At 68.6% G+C, this 19,384-nt stretch carries 19 protein-coding genes and 1 pseudogene; 14 read left to right on the top strand and 6 right to left on the bottom strand.

What is annotated here, in order from left to right; genetic code table 11:
* Positions 1-185: 185 nt before the first annotated feature.
* Both CR470_RS14260 and CR470_RS39120 read left to right on the top strand, forming a co-directional pair.
* On the top strand, positions 186-2,465 hold the full coding sequence (locus tag CR470_RS14260; RefSeq protein WP_097867960.1) for a hypothetical protein: 2,280 nt from the start codon (positions 186-188) through the stop codon (positions 2,463-2,465).
* A 14-nt stretch (positions 2,466-2,479) separates the two neighbouring features.
* Positions 2,480-3,028 carry a hypothetical protein gene (locus CR470_RS39120; protein ID WP_143663809.1) on the top strand — a complete coding sequence of 183 codons (549 nt, stop codon included), beginning with the start codon at positions 2,480-2,482 and terminating at the stop codon, positions 3,026-3,028.
* Positions 3,029-3,263: 235 nt separating this feature from the next.
* Here the strand turns inward: CR470_RS39120 and CR470_RS14250 are convergent, their stop codons facing one another.
* Positions 3,264-3,962 (bottom strand): tectonin domain-containing protein, encoded by a 699-nt coding sequence (locus tag CR470_RS14250; RefSeq protein WP_097867958.1) that lies wholly within the window; start codon positions 3,960-3,962, stop codon positions 3,264-3,266.
* A gap of 558 nt (positions 3,963-4,520) precedes the next feature.
* On the opposite strand from CR470_RS14250, the gene CR470_RS14245 reads away from it, so the two are divergent.
* The 5 genes from CR470_RS14245 (at position 4,521) to CR470_RS14225 (ending at position 9,503) form a co-directional block, all read left to right on the top strand.
* Positions 4,521-5,234 (top strand): urease subunit gamma, encoded by a 714-nt coding sequence (locus CR470_RS14245; RefSeq protein ID WP_179892255.1) that lies wholly within the window; start codon positions 4,521-4,523, stop codon positions 5,232-5,234.
* 62 nt (positions 5,235-5,296) lie between these two features.
* On the top strand, positions 5,297-7,213 hold the full coding sequence (locus CR470_RS14240; RefSeq protein ID WP_257138649.1) for an urease subunit alpha: 1,917 nt from the start codon (positions 5,297-5,299) through the stop codon (positions 7,211-7,213).
* 48 nt (positions 7,214-7,261) lie between these two features.
* Complete coding sequence (locus tag CR470_RS14235) at positions 7,262-7,936, top strand: urease accessory protein UreF (protein WP_097867955.1); 675 nt, start codon at positions 7,262-7,264, stop codon at positions 7,934-7,936.
* Positions 7,937-7,989: 53 nt separating this feature from the next.
* Positions 7,990-8,691, top strand: coding sequence for an urease accessory protein UreG (ureG, locus tag CR470_RS14230; RefSeq protein ID WP_097867954.1), 702 nt, complete (start codon positions 7,990-7,992; stop codon positions 8,689-8,691).
* Positions 8,688-9,503, top strand: coding sequence for an urease accessory protein UreD (locus CR470_RS14225; RefSeq protein ID WP_097867953.1), 816 nt, complete (start codon positions 8,688-8,690; stop codon positions 9,501-9,503). Before ureG ends, CR470_RS14225 begins: the two co-directional genes overlap by 4 nt.
* 194 nt (positions 9,504-9,697) lie before the next feature.
* Here the strand turns inward: CR470_RS14225 and CR470_RS14220 are convergent, their stop codons facing one another.
* Positions 9,698-10,633 (bottom strand): FG-GAP repeat domain-containing protein, encoded by a 936-nt coding sequence (locus CR470_RS14220; protein WP_097867952.1) that lies wholly within the window; start codon positions 10,631-10,633, stop codon positions 9,698-9,700.
* A gap of 427 nt (positions 10,634-11,060) precedes the next feature.
* Here CR470_RS14220 and CR470_RS14215 point away from each other — a divergent pair, with 427 nt between their 5' ends.
* Both CR470_RS14215 and CR470_RS14210 read left to right on the top strand, forming a co-directional pair.
* Positions 11,061-11,936 carry a hypothetical protein gene (locus CR470_RS14215; protein ID WP_097867951.1) on the top strand — a complete coding sequence of 292 codons (876 nt, stop codon included), beginning with the start codon at positions 11,061-11,063 and terminating at the stop codon, positions 11,934-11,936.
* A gap of 89 nt (positions 11,937-12,025) precedes the next feature.
* Positions 12,026-12,343 carry a hypothetical protein gene (locus CR470_RS14210; RefSeq protein ID WP_097867950.1) on the top strand — a complete coding sequence of 106 codons (318 nt, stop codon included), beginning with the start codon at positions 12,026-12,028 and terminating at the stop codon, positions 12,341-12,343.
* 213 nt (positions 12,344-12,556) lie between these two features.
* Here the strand turns inward: CR470_RS14210 and CR470_RS14205 are convergent, their stop codons facing one another.
* Positions 12,557-13,018 carry an ATP-binding protein gene (locus CR470_RS14205; protein WP_179892254.1) on the bottom strand — a complete coding sequence of 154 codons (462 nt, stop codon included), beginning with the start codon at positions 13,016-13,018 and terminating at the stop codon, positions 12,557-12,559.
* A gap of 153 nt (positions 13,019-13,171) precedes the next feature.
* On the opposite strand from CR470_RS14205, the gene CR470_RS14200 reads away from it, so the two are divergent.
* Positions 13,172-14,050, top strand: coding sequence for a helix-turn-helix domain-containing protein (locus CR470_RS14200; RefSeq protein WP_097867948.1), 879 nt, complete (start codon positions 13,172-13,174; stop codon positions 14,048-14,050).
* Positions 14,047-14,292: a DUF397 domain-containing protein gene (locus CR470_RS14195; RefSeq protein ID WP_097867947.1), complete on the top strand. Its 246-nt coding sequence runs from the start codon at positions 14,047-14,049 to the stop codon at positions 14,290-14,292. Before CR470_RS14200 ends, CR470_RS14195 begins: the two co-directional genes overlap by 4 nt.
* A gap of 119 nt (positions 14,293-14,411) precedes the next feature.
* Here the strand turns inward: CR470_RS14195 and CR470_RS14190 are convergent.
* Positions 14,412-14,729 (bottom strand): annotated as a pseudogene (locus tag CR470_RS14190) (zinc-binding dehydrogenase); the annotation flags it as partial.
* A 97-nt stretch (positions 14,730-14,826) separates the two neighbouring features.
* Here CR470_RS14190 and CR470_RS14185 point away from each other — a divergent pair.
* A complete protein-coding gene (locus tag CR470_RS14185; RefSeq protein WP_097867946.1) occupies positions 14,827-15,183 on the top strand; it encodes a MerR family transcriptional regulator in 357 nt (118 codons plus the stop codon).
* Between the two features lie 133 nt (positions 15,184-15,316).
* Here the strand turns inward: CR470_RS14185 and CR470_RS14180 are convergent, their stop codons facing one another.
* Entirely contained in the window at positions 15,317-16,045 is a 729-nt protein-coding gene (locus tag CR470_RS14180; RefSeq protein ID WP_097867945.1) for a hypothetical protein, read from the bottom strand.
* Positions 16,046-16,449: 404 nt separating this feature from the next.
* Here CR470_RS14180 and CR470_RS14175 point away from each other — a divergent pair, with 404 nt between their 5' ends.
* Both CR470_RS14175 and CR470_RS14165 read left to right on the top strand, forming a co-directional pair.
* Positions 16,450-18,057, top strand: coding sequence for an alpha/beta hydrolase (locus tag CR470_RS14175; protein ID WP_179892253.1), 1,608 nt, complete (start codon positions 16,450-16,452; stop codon positions 18,055-18,057).
* Between the two features lie 350 nt (positions 18,058-18,407).
* Positions 18,408-18,881 (top strand): hypothetical protein, encoded by a 474-nt coding sequence (locus CR470_RS14165; RefSeq protein WP_097867943.1) that lies wholly within the window; start codon positions 18,408-18,410, stop codon positions 18,879-18,881.
* 93 nt (positions 18,882-18,974) lie between these two features.
* Here CR470_RS14165 and msrB read toward each other — a convergent pair whose 3' ends face one another.
* Positions 18,975-19,382 carry a peptide-methionine (R)-S-oxide reductase MsrB gene (msrB, locus tag CR470_RS14160; protein ID WP_097867942.1) on the bottom strand — a complete coding sequence of 136 codons (408 nt, stop codon included), beginning with the start codon at positions 19,380-19,382 and terminating at the stop codon, positions 18,975-18,977.
* Positions 19,383-19,384: the final 2 nt, after the last annotated feature.

The raw sequence follows: 19,384 nt of genomic DNA, 5'->3' as shown, positions 1-19,384 counted from the left end.
GATGTGTATAAGAGACAGGGTGAGCGGGGGCGGGTGCGGCGGGGGCACACGAGAGCGGAACGCCAAGCACTCGGGTGGCTCGAAATCGCATATGCATACGTCGCTCCCGCACACATTCGCTAGGTTGGCGCCCCGGGGGGCGGCTCCGCCTCGCCTCGCTCCGACCAGCAGTTCATGGGGGAACCGTGCTGACCTTCGACGATGTGGTGAACGCACCCGTCGGCAAGCTGAAGACAGCGGCCGACGACTGGGCAGCGATGGTGACCAGGCTGGAGAGACTCGCGGACGACGCCCGGACCGGAATGAAGGCGAAGGCGGGCAAGGCGCGGTGGGAAGGCGTCAACGCCGGTGTCACCAAGGAGTTCATCGGGAAGACGGCGGCGGAGTTCGATGACGCCGTGTCCCAGGCCCGGGGCATCAAGTCCCTGTTGACGGATGCCCACACGTCCTTCGCGTACGCCAAGAAGACTCTGATCAGCATGCGGGACGAAGAGGCCCCCGCGGCAGGCGTGGTGATCAGCGCACGGGGGAAGGCGTCGGCCCGGCACGATCTGGAGGACGACCACGCCGCACGTCGTGATCCGGACTACCCCGAGGCGCTGCGCAAGCAGCAGGCGGCTGTCACATCCTGGCAGCGGAAGATCGATCGGATCGTCGAGGACTGTTCCGACGCCGACGATTCCTTGAAACGCGCCCTCGAAGCGAACATGAAGAGCAAGCACGACTTCAGCAAGCCCGTTTACAAGACCCTCGACGCGGAACAGGCGGGACGCGCGGCCGAGCTCCTGAAGACGGTCATCGGAGAGGGCGGCACGGCTCGTAATGCCGGGGCGCTGCGCAAGCTTGAAGAGATCATCGACGACAACCGCGGAGACCCCGAGTTCGCCACCGCCTTCTATCGCGGACTGGGCGCGGAGGGAACGCTGGAGGCATACACGCGCATGTCCCTTGACTCCACGTCCCTCGGTCCGGCGGGAGCGGACCGCGTGGGCATGGTCCGCAACATCCAGAGCGACATGGGGGCGATGCTCGGCCTGGCCACCGCTCCGTCGGTACCGAATCACCTGGACGCCGCCTGGACCAACCAGTTGCTCACGGCGGGCCGTCAGGAGATCGACGTCTCCGGGTTCGCGGGCGTCGGCACCAAGGTGTACGGGTACCAGGCGCTGGGCTCGCTGCTGCGGGAGGGCACCTACGACCAGCAGTTCCTGACGTCGGTTGGCCGGGACATGATCGCCATGGACAAGAAGGACCCCGAGATCTGGTCCCGGAACCTCCCGTACAACCAGGGCATGGCGATCAATCTCGACGCGGACGGCGGAAAGGGCTTCAACCCGGTCACCGGCCTCATGGAGGCGATGAGCAGGCATCCCGCGGCGGCGGCGGAGTTCTTCAACGAGAACCTGCGGTCGGACACCAACAACGACGGGATCGTCACGCTGCTCGACGCGGAGACCAGCAGCAAGGACGCGCAGAGCGTGGTCGACTACATGCTCGACAAGAAGCCCGCGGACGACTGGTACGACACCACGGCCGAAAGCGGCAGCACGCTCGGCCAGACGGCCATGGGCAACGCCCTGGAGGCAGCGGTCACCGGCCGCGTCCCCGGCGACGACGACGCGCCGCCGGTACGTCACACCGAGGACATGAGCGGTGTCATGGAGAAGGTCGTCGAGAAGATCGGCACGAACCCGGAGCTCGTATCGGCCAAGGCCGGCGACCCTCCCGGCCCGCTGAGCGCCCTGGCCCCGCAGTTCGGCGACATGGCGGCGGAATACATGCCGGACCTCCAGGCGACCGCCGAGAACGCGGCGGGCCAGATCAAGCCGTTCGGCGACCCGGCGGAGTTCGAGAAGCACTTGATGACGAGGTTCCTCGGCTCGGTCGGCCAGGACCCGGACGCCTACGGTGCGATCACCCACGCGCAGCAGGCCTACACGACGGCGCTCGTGGGCGACGCGTTCCGCCATCCCGAGCGCCATGCGGACATGGGCGAGGCGATTCGTAACGCCGTTCATCCGGGCGGCGAGATCGCGGGGATGATGGCTGAAGCGAGGGCACACGCGGTCGTCGAGCTGAAGACGCACGAGAACGGCGAATACAACGAGAGCGTCGAGAACAACGCGAAGTGGACGAATCGAATCATCGACCTGGTAGGGACCAAGTACCTCGAACTGCTCCCGGTAGGCGGGGACGCTGTGACCTGGATCCAGGAGGACGTCACTGAATCAGTGGTGGAAAAATCGAGGAAGGAAGGCCTGGACGAGGCTGTACTCGAATCGGGAAGAGCCTACGCAAAAGCCGAGGAAGCGTCGAAGGGGGCCGCAGCGGCTGCCGTCGCCACGGGCGGCAAAGCAGCCGGCCTGACACCCGAGGAGTACAGCGTCTACCAGGGGTCCGCCTCTACAGCGACCGCGGACGCCTACTCCATCGGCCATAACATGTCCGGGAAAAACCGCCCCTGAGGGAGCAGCCAATCGTGCGGCACACCGGAAGAATCGTAGCGTTCACCTCCCTTTCGTTGGCTCTCACCGCAGCCACTGTCGGCTGCGCCGAAGAAAAGACAGAAAGCGTCCCGAAACTGCCACAAGAATTTTGCTGGAATGCATTCGAACGCAACGACGTACAGCCTATCCTGCCCACGGGTGAACGCCTGAAGCAAGATGCCGATGATTTCCATTTCACAGATCGCAATCGATCTGCAAGTTGCCTCATTTACATCAATGGAAACAATGCATTCGATGCGCACGCAGACTTCGAGGACAACGAAGAACTCATCGAATGGAGTTCGTTCGACGAACTGAAACCCGATTCGGTGGATATCGGCAAGAAGGCAATCGTCTGGGACACCGGAGCAATTACATATTTCCCCTGCAAGGCAACAGCCAACTCCGAACCACCGATCGCGAAGTACCTCGAGCTCAAGATCTACGTCAGCGGAGCTCGAGTTCAGAACCAACGCAAGACCCTCCCCGGGCTCCTCGAGCAGTTCACTGCCTTCACCAAGAAGGAGCTCAAGTGCGCATGACCGGGCGGCGCCCCACGCGCTGCACTGGACATTCGCTGCCGCCATCACCCCACACCGAGCGTCTTCCGAGTTGCCGCCGATGGCGTGACAGCACTGAAGGTGGACACAGACGTTCACCACCGTCGAGACGCGCGGGCACCCGACCGGGAGCGTACGGCGCTCGCCCGCGGGGTCCGGCAGCGCGGCGGAACCTCGGCAAGGGTGCTGCCGGGCTCCGCCGCGTGAGAAGGCGGGGTCAGCTGGGCTGATCGCCGGTGTAGCGGTAGATGTTCCCGCCGGAATTGACGCCCCATACCGTGCCGTCGGCGGCCGCGCCGATGTCGCTGAGGGATCCGGCGACGTTCTCCCACGGATCGGCGTCGTTGTTGGTGTAGCGGTAGATCCCGCCGCCGGAGTTCACACCCCACACGGCGGTCCGGGAGCCGACGGAGATCCGGGACAGCGAGCCGCTGATCTGCTTCCAGTTCGTGGAGCTCTCGTCGCCGGTGTAGCGGTAGATGTTCCCGCCGGAGTTCACGCCCCACACGGTGCCGTCCGCCGCGACGCCGATGTCGCTGAGGGACCCGGGGATGTTCACCCACGGGCTGGCGTCGTTGTTGGTGTAACGGTAGATCCCACCGCCGGAGTTCACGCCCCACACGTTGGTCCTGGAGCCGACGGCGATGCGGGACAGCGAGCCGCCGATCAGCTTCCAGTGCGTGGAACTCTGATCGCCGGTGTAGCGGTAGATGTTCCCGCCGGCGTTGACACCCCACACGGTGCCGTCGATCCCGGCCCCGATATCGCTCAGAGCGCCGGGGACGGAGACCCACGGCTTGCTGTCGTTGTTGGTGTAGCTGTAGATCCCGTCGCCGGAGTTGACGCCCCACACGCTGGTCCGGGACCCGGTGTCGATCGCCTTCAGCGACCCGGAGATCTGCTTCCACTCAGCCATGTCGAACCCGTTCTCTTGCCGGATGTTGCATCGGGGTTTTTGGCGAGCGGGAGTCGGTTCCAAACGGCTCAATATCCTGATCAGTAGCCCAGATCATCTGAAAAGCGATGTTTGGTTGGACGGTGCCTCCGAGCAGCCGGGCCGGTGAGCCGATCCCCGGGAAGCCGGTTGGCCAGAACGCTGTGCCGCTCACGGGGGATCGACACCACGGCCACGGTGTGCCGCGCCCCGACCCGGGCCGTCGGCCGCTCGGCCCCGGGCCGCGTGGACGGCGGCCGGACTTTCGACCTCGCGCTGTCAGTTCCTCCGGCCCGGTGATCACTCGTTCGGGTGCACCATGCCCCGTACGCGGCTTCGCGCCCCGTCAGCGTGATCATGATGGATCCACGTCGAGTCGGGGGCCGAACGCGCCACGGACGACATCCGCGCCGCGCTGCGGCACAAGCACCGGAAGCAAGGCCGTGGAGCCTCCCGGACCGTGGATGCGCGTGGGGCCTCGTCTCCTGCCGGCGGCCCAGGACAGGAGTCCTGGGCGGAAGCCGATGCAGGGAAATGTCTGTGCACCTCACCCCACACGAGCAAGAACGCCTGATGATGCACGTGGCCGCCGACGTGGCGGAGAAGCGCCGGGCCCGCGGCGTGCTGCTGAACTACCCGGAAGCCATGGCGCTGTTGATCGTGCATGTTCTCGAAGGGGCCCGGGACGGCAGGACCGTGGCCGAGCTGATGTCGTCCGGCCGCAAGGTGTTGTCGCGGGAGGAGGTCATGGAGGGCATCCCCGAGATGATCGAGAACGTGCAGGTGGAGGCCACGTTCCCCGACGGGACGAAGCTGGTCACCATTCACGGCCCGTTCCCGGAGGCGGGCCGGGACGAGGAGCCGGTCACCTGTCCGGGGAAGGTCGACTTCTCCCCCGTGAAGGAGGACGAGGTGGTGATCTTCAACGAGCGCAACAGGCAGCTCGGCCAGGTGACGGAACTGATGGTCGCCAATCCTACCGACCGGCCCGTCCAGGTCGGCTCCCACTACCACTTCGCCGAGGCCAACGACGGGCTGGAGTTCGTCCGCAAGGAGGCGTGGGGCAGGCGTCTGAACGTCCCCGCCGGCAGTTCGGTGCGGTTCGAGCCCGGCATCACCGAGAAGGTCCAGCTCGTGCCCATCGAGGGGGCCCGAGTGGTCCACGGTCTGCGCGGCAGGATCGAGGGCCTGCCCGAGAAGGTCAACGGCTCGCTCGACAAGGTCAAGGGTTCGTTCGACAAGGAGCAGGCGTGAGTGCCACCGTTCAGTGCCCCGACTGCACCTGCTGCCCGGAAGAGCCGACGGCGTTCGACCCGTTGACGCGACCGGCCTACGCCGACCGGTTCGGGCCGACGACCCGTGACCGTATCCGCCTCGCAGACACGGCGCTGAGCGTCAAGATCGAGGACGACTGGTCGGGAGGCCCCGGCCGCAGCGGGAACGAGATGGTCTTCGGCGGCGGCAAGGTGATCCGCGAGTCGATGGGTCAGTCCGTCGTGGAGCGCGACCCGGCGAAGGCCGGGTCCGGGACGTCGGCCGACCCCGCGACAGCGGGCCCCCCGGACACGGTCATCACGGGTGTCGTCGTTCTGGACCACTGGGGCATCGTCAAGGCGGATGTCGCCCTCCGCGACGGGAACATCGTCGCACTGGGCAAGGCGTACAACCCCGAGACCATGAACACCCTCCACGACGGCGCGGAGCCTCACAACGGGATCGGCCCCCGGCCCACCGACTTCGTCATCGGCCCGGACACCGAGGTCATCTCGGGCAAGGGCCGCATCCTGACCGCCGGCGGGATCGACACGCACGTCCATTTCATCTGCCCCGACCAGGTCCGCGAGGCACTGGCGGCGGGTGTCACCACGCTCATCGGTGGTGGTACGGGCCCGGCGGAAGGAAGCACGGCGACCACGGTCACGCCCGGCGCCTGGCACGTCAACAGCATGTTCGAGGCGCTGGACAGCGCGCCGGTGAACATCGGGCTGCTCGGCAAGGGCGCCACGATGTCGAAGGAGTCGATGCTCGCCCAGGTCGACGCCGGTGTCCTCGGTCTGAAGATCCACGAGGACTGGGGCGCCACACCCGCGGTCATCGAGCGGTGCCTGGAGGTGTGCGAGGAGACCGGGGTACAACTCGCCCTCCACGCAGACTCGCTGAACGAGGCCGGGTTCGTCCAGGACACCATCGATGCCATCGGCGGACGCTCCATCCACGTCTTCCACGTCGAGGGCGCCGGAGGCGGCCACGCTCCCGACATGATCAAGATGGTGAGCGAGCCGAACGTGCTGCCCGCCTCCACCAACCCCACCCGCCCGCTGACCGTCAACACGGTCAAGGAGCACTTCGACATGGTGATGGTCTGCCATCACCTCAACCCGAAGGTGGAAGAGGACCTCGCCTTCGCGGACTCCCGGATCCGGCCCTCCACGATGGCCGCCGAGGACATCCTCCATGACCTCGGCGCGATCTCGATCATGTCCTCGGACGCCCAGGCCATGGGCCGCATCGGCGAAATGATCATGCGTACCTGGCAGACCGCGCACGTCATGAAGGTCCGCCGCGGCTTCCTGGAGGAGGACCGGCCCCGGGACGAGCCGGAGACCGGTCCGAAGGCCGGGACAGCCCGGGACGCGACGGCGGCGGACACGACCCCCGGGGCCGAGCCGCCGTTGGCGGACAATCGGCGCGCTCGTCGGTACGTCGCGAAATACACCATCAACCCGGCTCTCGCCCAGGGCATCGACGCCGTCGTCGGCTCCGTGGAGACCGGAAAGCTGGCCGACCTGGTCCTGTGGGAACCGAAGTTCTTCGGCGTCAAGCCCCACATGGTCATCAAGGGCGGCCAGATCGCCTACGCGCAGGTCGGCGACGCCAACGCGTCCATCCCCACCCCCCAGCCCGTGCTGCCCCGCCCCATGTGGGGAGCCACCGGCCTGGCGCCCGGCTCGCTCTCGTACAACTTCGTCACCGAACGGGCCATCGGGAACGGCCTGGCCAAGGGCTCGAAGCTGAACAAACGGTTCAGGGCGATCACCGACACGCGCGGCGTCAAGAAGGCGGACATGAAGGAGAACCACGCCACCCCGCACGTCCGTATCGATCCCGACACCTACGACGTCATCATCGGCGGAGCGAAGGTGACCGACGTGACGACCTACGTCGACGGCCACATCGTCGACCGCGCCTACGTATCCGAACTCCCCATGGCCCAGCGCTATTTCCTCTTCTGAGCCTCTCCGGAGCGCAGGGACCCGAGCCGTCGAGCAGAGGATTGAAGAATGAACCGTGCCGCACTGCTCGTCCTGGCCGACGGGCGGTTCCCCGCCGGGGGCCACGCCCACTCGGGCGGAGCCGAACCGGCGGTCGCGGCCGGCCGGATCACGGACGCCGGCACGCTGGAGGAGTTCTGCCGGGGGCGGCTGCACACGGCCGGGCTGGTCGCGGCGGCGCTGGCCGCCGCGGCCGCCACCGGGCACGATCCGCTGGTCCTGGACCAGGCCGCCGATGCCCGTACGCCCGTGGCCGCTCTGCGGCACACCGCCCGCAAACTGGGCCGGCAGATGATGCGGGCGGCCCGCGCCACGTGGCCGTCGGCGGAGCTCGACGCGCTCGCGGCGGCCCGGCCGCGCGGCGCACACCAGCCGGTGGTGCTGGGCGTGGCCGCCCGGTCGGCCGGGCTCGAACCGTTGGACGCCGCCTACGCGGCGGTGTACGAGGCCGTCAGCGGGCCGGCCACCGCGACGGTCCGGCTGCTGAGCCTGGACCCGTTCGACGCCACCGCCGTACTCGCCCGCCTGGCACCGGAGCTCGATCGCGTCGCCGCGGCTGCCACCGCCGCGGCACAGCGCGTCCCCGGAGAAGGAGTCGACGCCCTGCCGGCGGCCTCCGCGCCGCTGCTGGACATCAGCGCCCAGCAGCACGCCACCCGGCCCGCACGCCTCTTCGCCTCCTGACCTCCGCGACGAGTCAGTCAGTCACAACACAGGACCCAACACAAGGAAACCGCATGCACCTCGACCATGACCTTGACGAGAAGTACCCGCACCGCCACACCTACAGTGCCCGCCCCACCGAGCGCCCCGACGGCACTCGCCGCGCGCTGCGCATCGGGCTCGGCGGCCCCGTGGGCTCCGGCAAGACGGCCACCGTCGCCGCCCTGTGCAGGGCGCTGCGCACCGAAGTGTCCATCGCCGTGGTCACCAACGACATCTACACCCGCGAGGACGCCGACTTCCTGCTCCGGCAGGCGGTCCTGCCGCCCGAGCGGATCCGAGCCGTCGAGACCGGCGCCTGCCCGCACACCGCGATCCGCGACGACATCTCCGCCAACCTCGAAGCCGTCGAGGAGCTGGAGGAGACGACCGGCCCCCTCGACCTGATCCTGGTGGAGTCCGGCGGGGACAACCTCACCGCCACCTTCTCCAAGGGGCTGGTCGACGCCCAGATCTTCATCATCGACGTGGCGGGCGGCGACGACATCCCCCGCAAGGGCGGCCCCGGCGTCACCACCGCCGACCTCCTCGTCGTCAACAAGACCGACCTCGCCCCCTACGTCGGCTCCGACGTGGAAGCCATGGCGCGCGACGCCAAGGCCCAGCGCGGCGACCTCCCGGTCGCCTTCACCTCCCTCAAGGAAGAAGGCGGCGTCAAGCCCGTCGCCGACTGGGTCCGCGAGCAGCTCACCGACTGGGCCGCAGGCTCCGCATGACCTCCACCACCGCACCCGCCGCGCCGACGGGCCGCGGCACAGCCGCCGTCGGCGTACGAGCCACGGCCCGTATCACGGCCGCCGCCCGGGGCGGCGGCACCGTCCTGCCCGTTCTCGACGGCGACGGCCCCTTCGAATTCCGGCGACTGCGCTCACGGGGCGCCGAGGCGCGGGTGTGCGTCGTCGGGGCCATGAGCGCTCCCCTCGGCGGCGACCGGCTGCGCATCGAGGCCACAGCCCGGCAGGGCGCCGCCCTCCACGTCACGTCCGCAGCCGCGACCCTCGCCCTGAGAGGCCCCACCACCGCACACGCCACCTACGACGTGCACCTGACCGTGGCGGACCACGCGGAACTCCGCTGGCTTCCCAAACCCCTGATCAGCGCCGCGGGCAGCAATCTGCGGCAGACCTGGACGATCGACCTCGCCCCCACCGCACGGCTCGTCCTGCGCGAGGAGCTGGTGCTCGGGCGCATGGGCGAACCACCCGGCCGCGTGACCACCCGGCTCACCGTCCGACGCGGCGGACACGTGCTCCTCGACCAGGAAGGGGACTACGGGCCGGGAGCCGCCGGCTGGGACAGCCCGGCCGTCCTCGCCCGCCACCGGGCGGCCGGCCAGATCCTCATCGTCGACCCCGCCCTCGACGCGGAACCACCCACCGCCCAGGCCCTCACCGACACCCCGGAGGACGGACTGGCCATCCTCACCCCCCTCGCGGGCCCCGCCGCACTCGTCACGGCCATCGCCCCCGACGGCCTGCGCCTGCGCCACCTCCTCGACGCCGCCCACACCACCCGCTCATCCCGCTGAGCCGCGAAGGAGCACCCCGGAGCGCCCGCCCGCCTACGTGAGGTGCCCGCCCACCCGCACGCGGGCCGCATAGGCAGCAGTGGCCGGGCGGACGCCTTCCGCGACTGGAACCGGTCGAGCGTCCTGGGGCGGCTGGGCCGCCGGATCGCAGGGCAGCTCCTACGGCTGCGGATGTTGTGGTGGAGGACCCGTTCTCAGGATGTGAGGACGCTGCCGAGTCGGCTCCCGGTAGGGGCTCCCACGATGCCTTTACCGAGGAACGAGGCGGTGCCGGTAGCTGTGCGGTGGATGGTGGTGCCGTCTCCGTTGTTCTCGCCCGCGGCTCCGAGGACAAGGCCGGTGGTGCCGTTTCCGGGGAAGTCGCCTGCCGTGACCGCGGTGCCGAGATGGTCGCCGGTCTCGCCGCCGCCTCCGATGCCGCCGGTGCCCTGGCTGAGGCCGGTGGCGCTCTTGAGCGCGATGCCGTCCGGAGTGGTCGCGAGGTTCAACAGGAGGGCGCTTCCGGCGTCGGCACTGGTGACGGTGGACACGGTGGAGTCCTGGCCGGGGAGACCTGTGACGATGTCGAGGGTGTTGTCGCCGTCGAGGTCATGCAGGGCGACCGAGGTGCCCATGGCGTCGCCTTCCTCGGACTCTCCGGGCACGTCGGGGGTGGACTGGCTGATGGTGGTGGTGTGGCCGCGGTAGTAGAGGCCGTAGTCCTGGCCGAGTTTGACGGTGACCTGCCCGCCGGTGGTGCCACCGTAGGCAGGAGCTGCTTCGGCGGGGGCGGGTTGGCCGATGACGATGTCGTCGCGGCCGTCCTGGTTGATGTCTCCGGCGTCGATGGTGCGGCCGGCGCCCATCTGGATCGCCATGGCGTGGGTGAGCCCGGCCGGGCCGGCGCTGGGGTATTCGTAGGCGCGTGCCTGGCCGTAGCGGTCGACGGTGGTGACGGCGACGTCGTCGAATCCGTCGCCGTTGAAGTCCCCTGCCGCGACATCGACATGGTTGAGGTCTTCGAAGGTGAGGCGCAGGGTGGTCGCCTTGTTGGTGGCGCTGTCGCGCCAGACCAGCCAGCCGCCCGACCCGGCGGAGCCGAGGCCGACGCCGACGACGTCATCCAGGCCGTCGCCGGTGATGTCGCCCATCGCGACGGCTGTCCCCAGGCGTGCCTTGCTGGGGTTGCGGGGGTCACTGTCGGCGGTGGTGAAGTAGTCGCCCTGGGTGAGTTGGCCGCTGCCGGTCAGGACGGTGACGTTGCCGCGTTCCTAGCTGATCGCCGACGCGGCGTAGATCGCCGCCACCGCGCAGAAGAACGCGCAGACCGCCCAGAAGGTTGCCGCCACTGCCCGCAAGGCAGCCGCCGAGGCCAATGAATGGGCGGAGAAGGCCAACGCCTCCGCGACCAAGGCGAAGGGTTACGCCGACGAGGCGGCACAGCACGCCAAGGACGCCGAAGCCTCCGCGGCCAGCGCAGCCGCGTCCGCCAAGACCGCCACCAACGCCGCGAAGAGTGCGGACATCGCCGCGACCGATGCCGCGAGTTCGGCAGCCGACGCCACGCTGTCCTCGGAGATGGCCCAGGTTCACGCGGCCGGCGCCTGGTACTCCGCCGACGAGGCCCGGAAGTCGGCGATCGCCGCGGGCAAGGACGCGGCGGCAGCGATCACGGCGTCCACCGAGGCGTTCGTCATCGCGGTCACGAAGAAGCGGCAGGAGGAAGAGGCCCGGCGCAAGGCCGCTGTCGAGGAGAAGGAGAGGAACGAGGACGGCCTGCGGGCCAGACAGTTGTACCGGTGCGGGCAGGGCATCATCCCCTGCGATCCGTACGAGTACGTCCGCTGGTGCAGGCAGTCCCCGGTCAATCGCCAAATCCTCGAACACGGCCGAGAAATCGGTGACGCGCTGGACAAGTCGATGGATGTCACCAAGGAGTTCATCGGCCTCGGCGAGCTCGAAGCGTGCCTCCAGAACAAGGACTTCTCCAGCTGCGCCACTCTCGTAGGAGAAGTCCTCGTCGGAGCCAAGGTCAAAGCGCTGAAGAAGTCGTACGACGCACTCAAGCTCCTGAAGCGCGGCTGCAAGATTGCTAGCAGGTCCGCCCTGCGCACTGCTTCCGCCTCGTCCGCGGATCTCCCCTGCGGAACGCACAACATTCCCGGGCTTCCCCGAGATAAATCAAAGATCACCTCCGGTCCGGGTGACTGTCAGGCATGCGCGGAGAGGATCCGTGACAATCTCGGCGACGGCAAGATCGTCTGGTTTGGCCCGGCGGGACCGTACTTTGGCAAGTACCGCGAACAGGACACCGACTTCTGGAACAACAGCTACCATGTCGTCGTGGTGCTGAACGGGCGAGTCTATGACGCTTTCACTCCGAAGGCTGGGGAGTCGATTCCGGAGTACAAGTCCCGATGGCAGTACGGTGACATCATCGATTTCGGCTTCTAGGGGCACTCGTGAGTGACAGAGATTTCATCGAAAGTGTCAGAGCCCGGCCCGGGATCTACGGCCTCGGGGGCTCTTACGGAGATGCGGTCATGTTTCTCATCGGATTCAATGAGGCCCGCTCGGGTGGACTGTTGCGCGGATTCACCGAGTGGCTGGTCGTGCGCAGGGGCGAATGCACCAGCTTCGGATGGCAGGCACTCGTCCTTGACGAGGCACTCCCCCATGCCGAAGGGTGGGGTCGGAACAAGCTGAGCAACATGGATTCGCAGCAAGAGAAAGAAGCTGTACAGCTACTCCTCTCTCTGCTGCACGAGTTTCTGACGGTGCGGGATGACGTGATGGCGCTGGCCAGCATGTACGGGCAATATCATGCACTCCATTCACCACCACCGACTGAAGCGACCTGAGCCCCTTACGACCCGACGGCAGCACCACGGCGTCGGCAAGTAAGTGCGGCACAGAAAACGACGAAGCTCCTGGCAAGCGGATGCGCATCCAAGTCCGCCGCCAGGAGCTTCGCAGGTTTCCCGCCACTTCTTGATCAGCTTTTTCGGCTACACCTTCATTTTCGCCGACCTCGTCGGTCACCGAGTCACCCAGCGCCGGAAGCGTCGAACCCCTCAGTACAGCAGGTCCAGCTCCGCCCGGACCGTCTTGCCCGGGTTACGGTCCAGGACCGTCCAGCGGTCGGCCAGGGCGTCCACGATCAGCAGCCCGCGCCCGCTGTCGGAGCTGTCCTCGGGCGCGGTGATCTCGCCGGGGCCGGGCGGGCGGCACTCACCGCGGGTGTCGGACACCTCGATCCGCAGGAGGCCGGGCGTTTCCGGGTCGCCGGGCAGGTGCGACAGACGCAGTTCGAAGTCGCGGTCGGGGACGCGGCCGTGGGTCGCAGCGTTGGCTGTCAGCTCGCCGATGATCAGGGCCGCCGACTCCGAGGCGTCACTGAGGTACGGGATGCCCCAGGTGTGCAGCTTGTGCAGCCCGACGCGGCGGGCGAGCCGGGCACCGTGTGGATCCGCGTCGAATTGACGCTTGAACACACGTACGGTTACCTCTGGTTGGGCCTTCGTGAGTGCTTCCATGGCCCCAGATTTCGGGCCTCGCCCCCTCCTCACCAGGTCAGCAACTCGTACGCTGCGTGAGCGTACGGGCGCGAAAGGTAGACGGTACGGGTCACGTTCCGTGAGCATGGACGGGTCGCGGACCAGGACAGGCGCACGGGGAGGTAGCCGTACATGACGCACGGCACGGACGGCATCGACAGCACCACGTACGGGACTTTCGGCAACGGCGGCGGCCGCAGCGCCGAACCCGAACCGCAGTACATCCTCAAGATGTTCGGAGAGGTGGTCAAGACCTTCCGCAAGCGGGCGCGGCTGACACAGGAGCAGTTCGCCCCGCTCGTCGGATACTCACTGGAGACCGTTGCCTCCATCGAGCAGGGCCGGCGGCTCCCGCCTCCGGACTTCGCGGAGCGCGCGGACAGCCTGCTCGACGCGTTCGGCGTGATTCTGGCCGCGGCAAAGCACCTGACGCGGCGGAAAGGGCTGGCGAGCTGGTTCCGGCAGTGGGCGCAGCTGGAACTGGGGGCGCTGAGCCTGTACACGTACGAGTGCCGGTTGATTCCGGGGCTGTTGCAGACGCCGGCCTACGCGCGGACGCTGTTCGCGGACCGGCTGCCGCCACTCGACGACGAGCAGATCGAGGCGCGGCTCGCGGCTCGGCTGGAGCGCCAGCAACTCCTGCGGAACCGGCCCAACATCGCGTTCAGTTTCATTCTGGAAGAGCACTTGTTCCTACGGGAATTGGGCGGCGAGGAGGTCACCAGGGAGCTGATCGACCACATCCTCGACCTGTCCGAGCTGCGCAATGTGGAGATCCAGATCATGCCGTTGGTACGGCATCACCACGCGGCCATCGACGGACCCATGCAGTTGCTGGAGACTCCGGAACACCAGTGGTTGGGCTACCTGGAAGGGCAGGAGCACGGGCAGTTCGTCTCCGACCCCAAAGTGGTCAGCGTCATCCAGATGCGGTGTGCCAGTATGCGTTCACAGGCTCTCTCGTTGGACGACTCCAAGAGCCTGATGCGGCGGATGCGAGGAGCGAGATGAGCACCACACCCCTGGCCTGGTTCAAGAGCAGCTACAGCGGCAGCTCGGGAGACTCGTGCGTCGAGGTCGCGATGGAGTGGCACAAGTCGAGCCACAGCAGCGGCTCCGGGGACTCATGCGTCGAGGTCGCCGCCTGCCCCTCCACCGTCCACGTCCGCGACTCCAAGATCGAGGAGAGCCCGCAGCTCGCCCTCGCCCCGACCGCCTGGACCCACTTCCTCGCGTACGCAGCCCAAGGCTGAGCGAGCGCCCGGGGCCCAGTCAGGCGGCCTGCTTCGTGCGGGCGGACCGCTCACCACGCAGGGTCGTTACGTTGCGGGGTACCTACCTCGCCGGCCTGTTCGGATACAGATCGGCCTGTTCAAATGGAGATCACGATCTTGCCTCGGGTGCGTCCGCGCTCGGCGTGCGCGTGGGCGTCGGCGATCCGCTCCAGGGGGTAGGCCTCTTCGATGCGGGGTGTGTAGCGGCCTTGCCGGCCCAGTTCCGCGGCTGCGGACAGGAGAGCGGAGTCGTTCTCGGCGTTGACCACGTGCGTGCCCAGGCGCTGCCCGCCCGCGTGGTCGGCGACCGTCGCGACGCGCTTCGGGTCGCCCGTGATCGCGACGAGATGGTCCAGCGAGCCGGAGGCCGCCGTGTCGAGCGCGATGTCGACGCCGTGCGGAGCGAGAGCGGTGAGGTTCGATCGGCCCCCGGGGCCGGCCCCGGGGGCTGGTATTGCTAGCCTGAACCTGACGTCAATGTGAGGTATGAGCGGGGAGGGAGTGACCTGCGTCATGCGCATCGGACAGCTCGCCAGGCGGTCAGGGGTCAGCGTGCGGGCCCTGCGGTACTACGAGGAACAGCGGCTCCTGGAATCGGCGCGGACGCCCGGTGGGCAGCGTGACTATCCCGACGAAGCCCTGGAGCGGGTCCAGCTCATCCAGGACCTCTTCGCGGCCGGCCTCTCCAGCCGTACCGTCGTCGACCTCCTGCCGTGCGTGAGCACCGGTGTCGCGACCCCCGCCATGCTCGACCGGCTCATCATCGAACGCGACCGCATCGCCGCACGCATCCAGGACCTGACCCGGGCCCAGACCAAACTCGGCCACGTGATCGAGAATGTGACCGCGGCGAACGTGGTGCGGGACTGATCGACCCGTCGCGAGGGGCGGGGCCCCGACCTGTCCGGTGCCTACCGACTCGCCACCACCCGCGCTCGGGTCGAACAGCGCTCTCCGGGCCGACTACAGCCTCCACAGCCTGGCCGCTGTGGCTCCCTTGTGGTCAGTGACAGTCGTTGAGCCAGTCCCCCGGGATCAGGCCACGAACGCGGTCGAGGTCTTCTGCCGTCCTGCCACGGGTAGAAATGGCTGCGCCCGCGTCGTCGCGCAGCAGGGCGTCCTGGCCCAGGAACCACCGGCTCCCGTTTTCCTCATCACCCATGGGATACACCGGGAACGGCAGCCGGACGAAGTTCTCTTCCAGCAACGCGACGTCGGACTCATCCGCGTCGAGGAAGTCGCAGAGTTCTTCATCGGCATGCAGGGATTCGGCCAGGACGATCTCGACGAAGCACAGGGAAAGGCGCTCCATCCAGCCTTCCCATCGCTCAGCGCTCTTGTCCACCAGATCAGTCCGGCTGAACACCGCAGGGTCGTCATCCTGGAGTCCGTCGAGGAGGATGCCCCAGGATGCCGCGCCTTGATTCTCATGCCGGAAGACCAGAGCTTCCCCGGCGTCATCCACATAGAGCTCGGCAGGGCCGAGGAGAACGTCGTAGTTGCTGGTCAGATCCCGGCGGCGCCCGAACAGCAGATATGCCTCACGCAACACAGCCGGCAGCCGCACTCCGAGCCTCTCCTCGGCTGCGGCCAGCTCGGCCGCTGACCACCCATCGGCGTTCTCCAGAGGGCTGGCCCAATGCCCAGCGAAGCCTCGGATGAAGTTCCAAGCGCCGCCGCGCTTCCTGACGCCGTCACCGAGGAAGGCGGCAAGATCGAACTCATGTGTCATGCCGAGACGATATCCGTCTCGGTCTGCAGCCCTCACCATGCCCTGGCACACCGGCCACGCGCCGGTCGACGTGCGAAGGGCGCCCGGACGGGCTCGTGTCCACCGGGCCCCGGCCACGGGCGGGCTCTCGGCGAGCGGGCAGGTGCCGGGTGCGCGGGCATCCGAGCGGCCCTGCGCGCCGCCCTGGCGGGAGAGCCGGCGAGAGCCTGCCTTCCGGCCGCCCGAACGGCTCGCACTGCCCAACTTCCCGGAGCCGCACCGGGTGGGGGTTACCCCCTCGGAACTGGGGGGCCAACTGTAGTGAGGAGACCGGCCGTTCCGCCTAGCGTCTGACAGGTGAGAGACATTCGACCGGCACCCCCGACCGCAACGCCCCACGCCCAGCGCCCCGAGGAGACCTCGTGATGACCGCCGCATCGGCCCTGTGCCGCGCTTCGGCGGTGGGCCTCGCCCTCGCCGTCTGCCTCGGGGCCGCCCCCGCCACGGCCACGGCGGTCCCCAGCAAGCCGAAGCACGCCTCCGGCCTCGACCGTTACTACAACCAGCGACTGAGCTGGGGCAGCTGCGCCGATGGCCCGGACGACACCGTGGGCCGTGGGCTGGACGCGGCCGGCGTGCAGTGCACGGACGTCACCGTGCCGCTCGACTACACCGCCCCCCGGGGACGTACGGTCACCGTCGCTGTATCCCGGCTCAAAGCCACCGACACCCGCCACCGCGTCGGTTCGATCCTGCTCAACAACGGCGGCCCCGGCGGCACCGCTTTCGCATCCCCGCCGGAGTTCCACGCCTGGATGAAGGAGACGGGACCGCGATACGACATCGTCGGTTTCGACCCTCGCTTCGTCGGCCGCAGCACCCCACTGGACTGCGGCTGGCCCGTCGGCACCACGCTTTCCTCGGCCGGCCTCGACCGGGCGGCCTTCGAGCGCCAGGTCGTCCTCCAGAAGGACCTGGCCGCCAAGTGCCGTGCCACCGACGCCACCGTGCTGCCGCACGTCAGCACCCGCAACACGGCCCGCGACATGGACGTCATCCGCGGGGCGCTCGGCGAGCGGAAGATCTCCTACTTCGGCTATTCGTACGGCACCTATCTGGGCACCGTCTACACCCAGATGTTCCCGGGCCGCACCGACCGCATGGTCCTGGACGGCGCCATCGATCCGCGCAGGTTCGGCCCCCGGTTGCTGCGGGAGGCCGCCGGCGAGAACGAGCAGGCGCTCGCCGACTGGGCCGAGTGGGCCGCCGTCCGCGATGACACCTATGACCTCGGCCGCACCCGCGACCAGGTCCTCGCCACGATCGACCGCCTCATCGAGCGATCCGCGCGCCGCCCGATCACCGTTGGCACGGGCCCGAACACCTTCCACCTCGACGACACCCTGGTCCCGTTCGTCCTCGTCGCCGGGATCGACAGCGACACCGACGCGTCCCGGGCGGCCCTCGGTGAGCAGGTGTCCGCACTGAACCGGGCGGCGGCAGGGCAGCCAACCCGACTGTCGCCGCAGTTCGCGGGAATCCTCCGCCTCGTGACGACCGGCGAGCAGTCGCACCACGGCAGCGTGCAGTCCGCGGTCATCTGCGGGGACGTAGCCGCCCCGCGCGACCCCGAGGTCTACTGGCGCGACATCGAGGGGAGCCGTGCCACGCACCCGCGCCTCGGGCCGCTGGTGAACAACATAAGTCCGTGCGCCTTCTGGGACCGGCCCCGCGAGGAGCCCACCGAGGTGAAGCGCGACGCCAAGGTGCTGATCGTGTCCGCCACCGGAGACCCGCGCACCACGCACACGGGGGCCGTCGCGCTGCACGGCCTGCTGCCCGGCTCCAAGCTGCTCACCCTCAAGAACGCCAACCGGCACGCGGTCTACGGCCTTTACGAGAACGTCTGCGTCGACAACCGGGTCAACCGGTACCTGGCCACCGGCAAGCTGCCCGCCACCGACGAGACCTGCACCCAGCGGGCCGGCAGGCGGGAGGGGACCAGTGACTCGGCGAGCCCTTCCCAGCCGTGACCGTCTGTGTGAGGACCTGTTCAACGAGCTGGAAGGTCTGCCGCCCCGGCACAGCAGCTCCGAACGGTCTGACTCTCGACGGGCGATCCCGTCGGCGGCCGAGCCATCGCGAACCCCGCCTGTCCCGCCCTGCCGGGCCCCGGCTACGTCTTCCCGGACGGCGTGCACCCCGACGGAGCCGGGTTCCACGCCATCGCCTCCGCCGTGGACCTCGACGCTCTCCGCAGGTCTCGCCGACCGAGGGAAGCCCGCCCGGTCCGCGCGCCGGTGCCGGGCGGGTAACGTAAAGAGGTACTGACTGATTGACTCATGGGCCTCCTGGCGGGCTGCGTGAACCCAGGAGGAGCAACATGACGACCAACCGTGGACGCAAGGACGTCATCCGTGACCGGATGGCCGCCACCGGCGAGTCGTACAACGTCGCCGCCCGCAACCTCAAGGCCATGAAGGACATGGGCGCGACCCGCGAGGCCGTCCTCGTGCAGCGCTGGAAGCCCGCCGACAGCTTTGACGTGCCGTGTCCGTGCGGCGGGACCTGCGAGCCGGGCGAGACCTGCGACCGCTGCCACGCCCGCCACCGGCACGTGAAGCGTTACCCCGGCTCCACCACCGAGGTCGAGACCTGGGCCGACCGCTACGAGTGCACCGGCTGCTCCTCCTCGTACACCCTGACCATCCACCTGGCCGGGCGGCCCTGGGGCGTCGCCGAGACCGTCGTCCAGGGCGGGTCGGCCGAGGAGGTCGTACGGGCCCGGGTCTTCCCCGGCGTGATCCACCCGCTGCTGCGGTCGGAAGCGGGCGGGAGCGACGGCGACGACGAGTGATCGTCGGGGTCGCACCCCCGGGACGCAGGTGTGCCCCCGGTCCCTCCCGTCATGCGCGGGAAGTGGCCGGGGGCACACCTGAGCCGGCCGGGCTCAGCTCTCGTCCGGCGCCAGGGTCAGCGAGATCGAGTTGATGCAGTAACGCTGGTCCGTGGGGGTCGGGTAGCCCTCGCCCTCGAAGACGTGGCCCAGGTGCGAGCCGCAGCGGGAGCAGCGCACCTCGGTGCGGACCATGCCGTGGGCGCGGTCCTCGACCAGCTCGACCGCGTCGGTGTCCTTCGGGTCGTAGAAGGACGGCCAGCCGCAGTGCGACTCGAACTTGGTGTCGGAGCGGAACAGCTCCGACCCGCAGGCCCGGCAGGAGTAGACGCCCGCCGTCTTGGTGTCGGTGTACTCACCCCTGAACGCGGGCTCGGTGCCGGCCTGGCGCAGCACCGCGTACTCGGCGGGGCTCAGCTCGGCCCGCCACTGCTCGTCCGGCTTCTCGACGTCGTACGACATGC

Source organism: Streptomyces sp. rh34 (genome assembly GCF_002551245.1).
Classification (GTDB): domain Bacteria; phylum Actinomycetota; class Actinomycetes; order Streptomycetales; family Streptomycetaceae; genus Streptomyces.
Note: the sequence above shows the minus strand (reverse complement) of the source record. Positions and strands in the feature narration are given on the sequence as shown.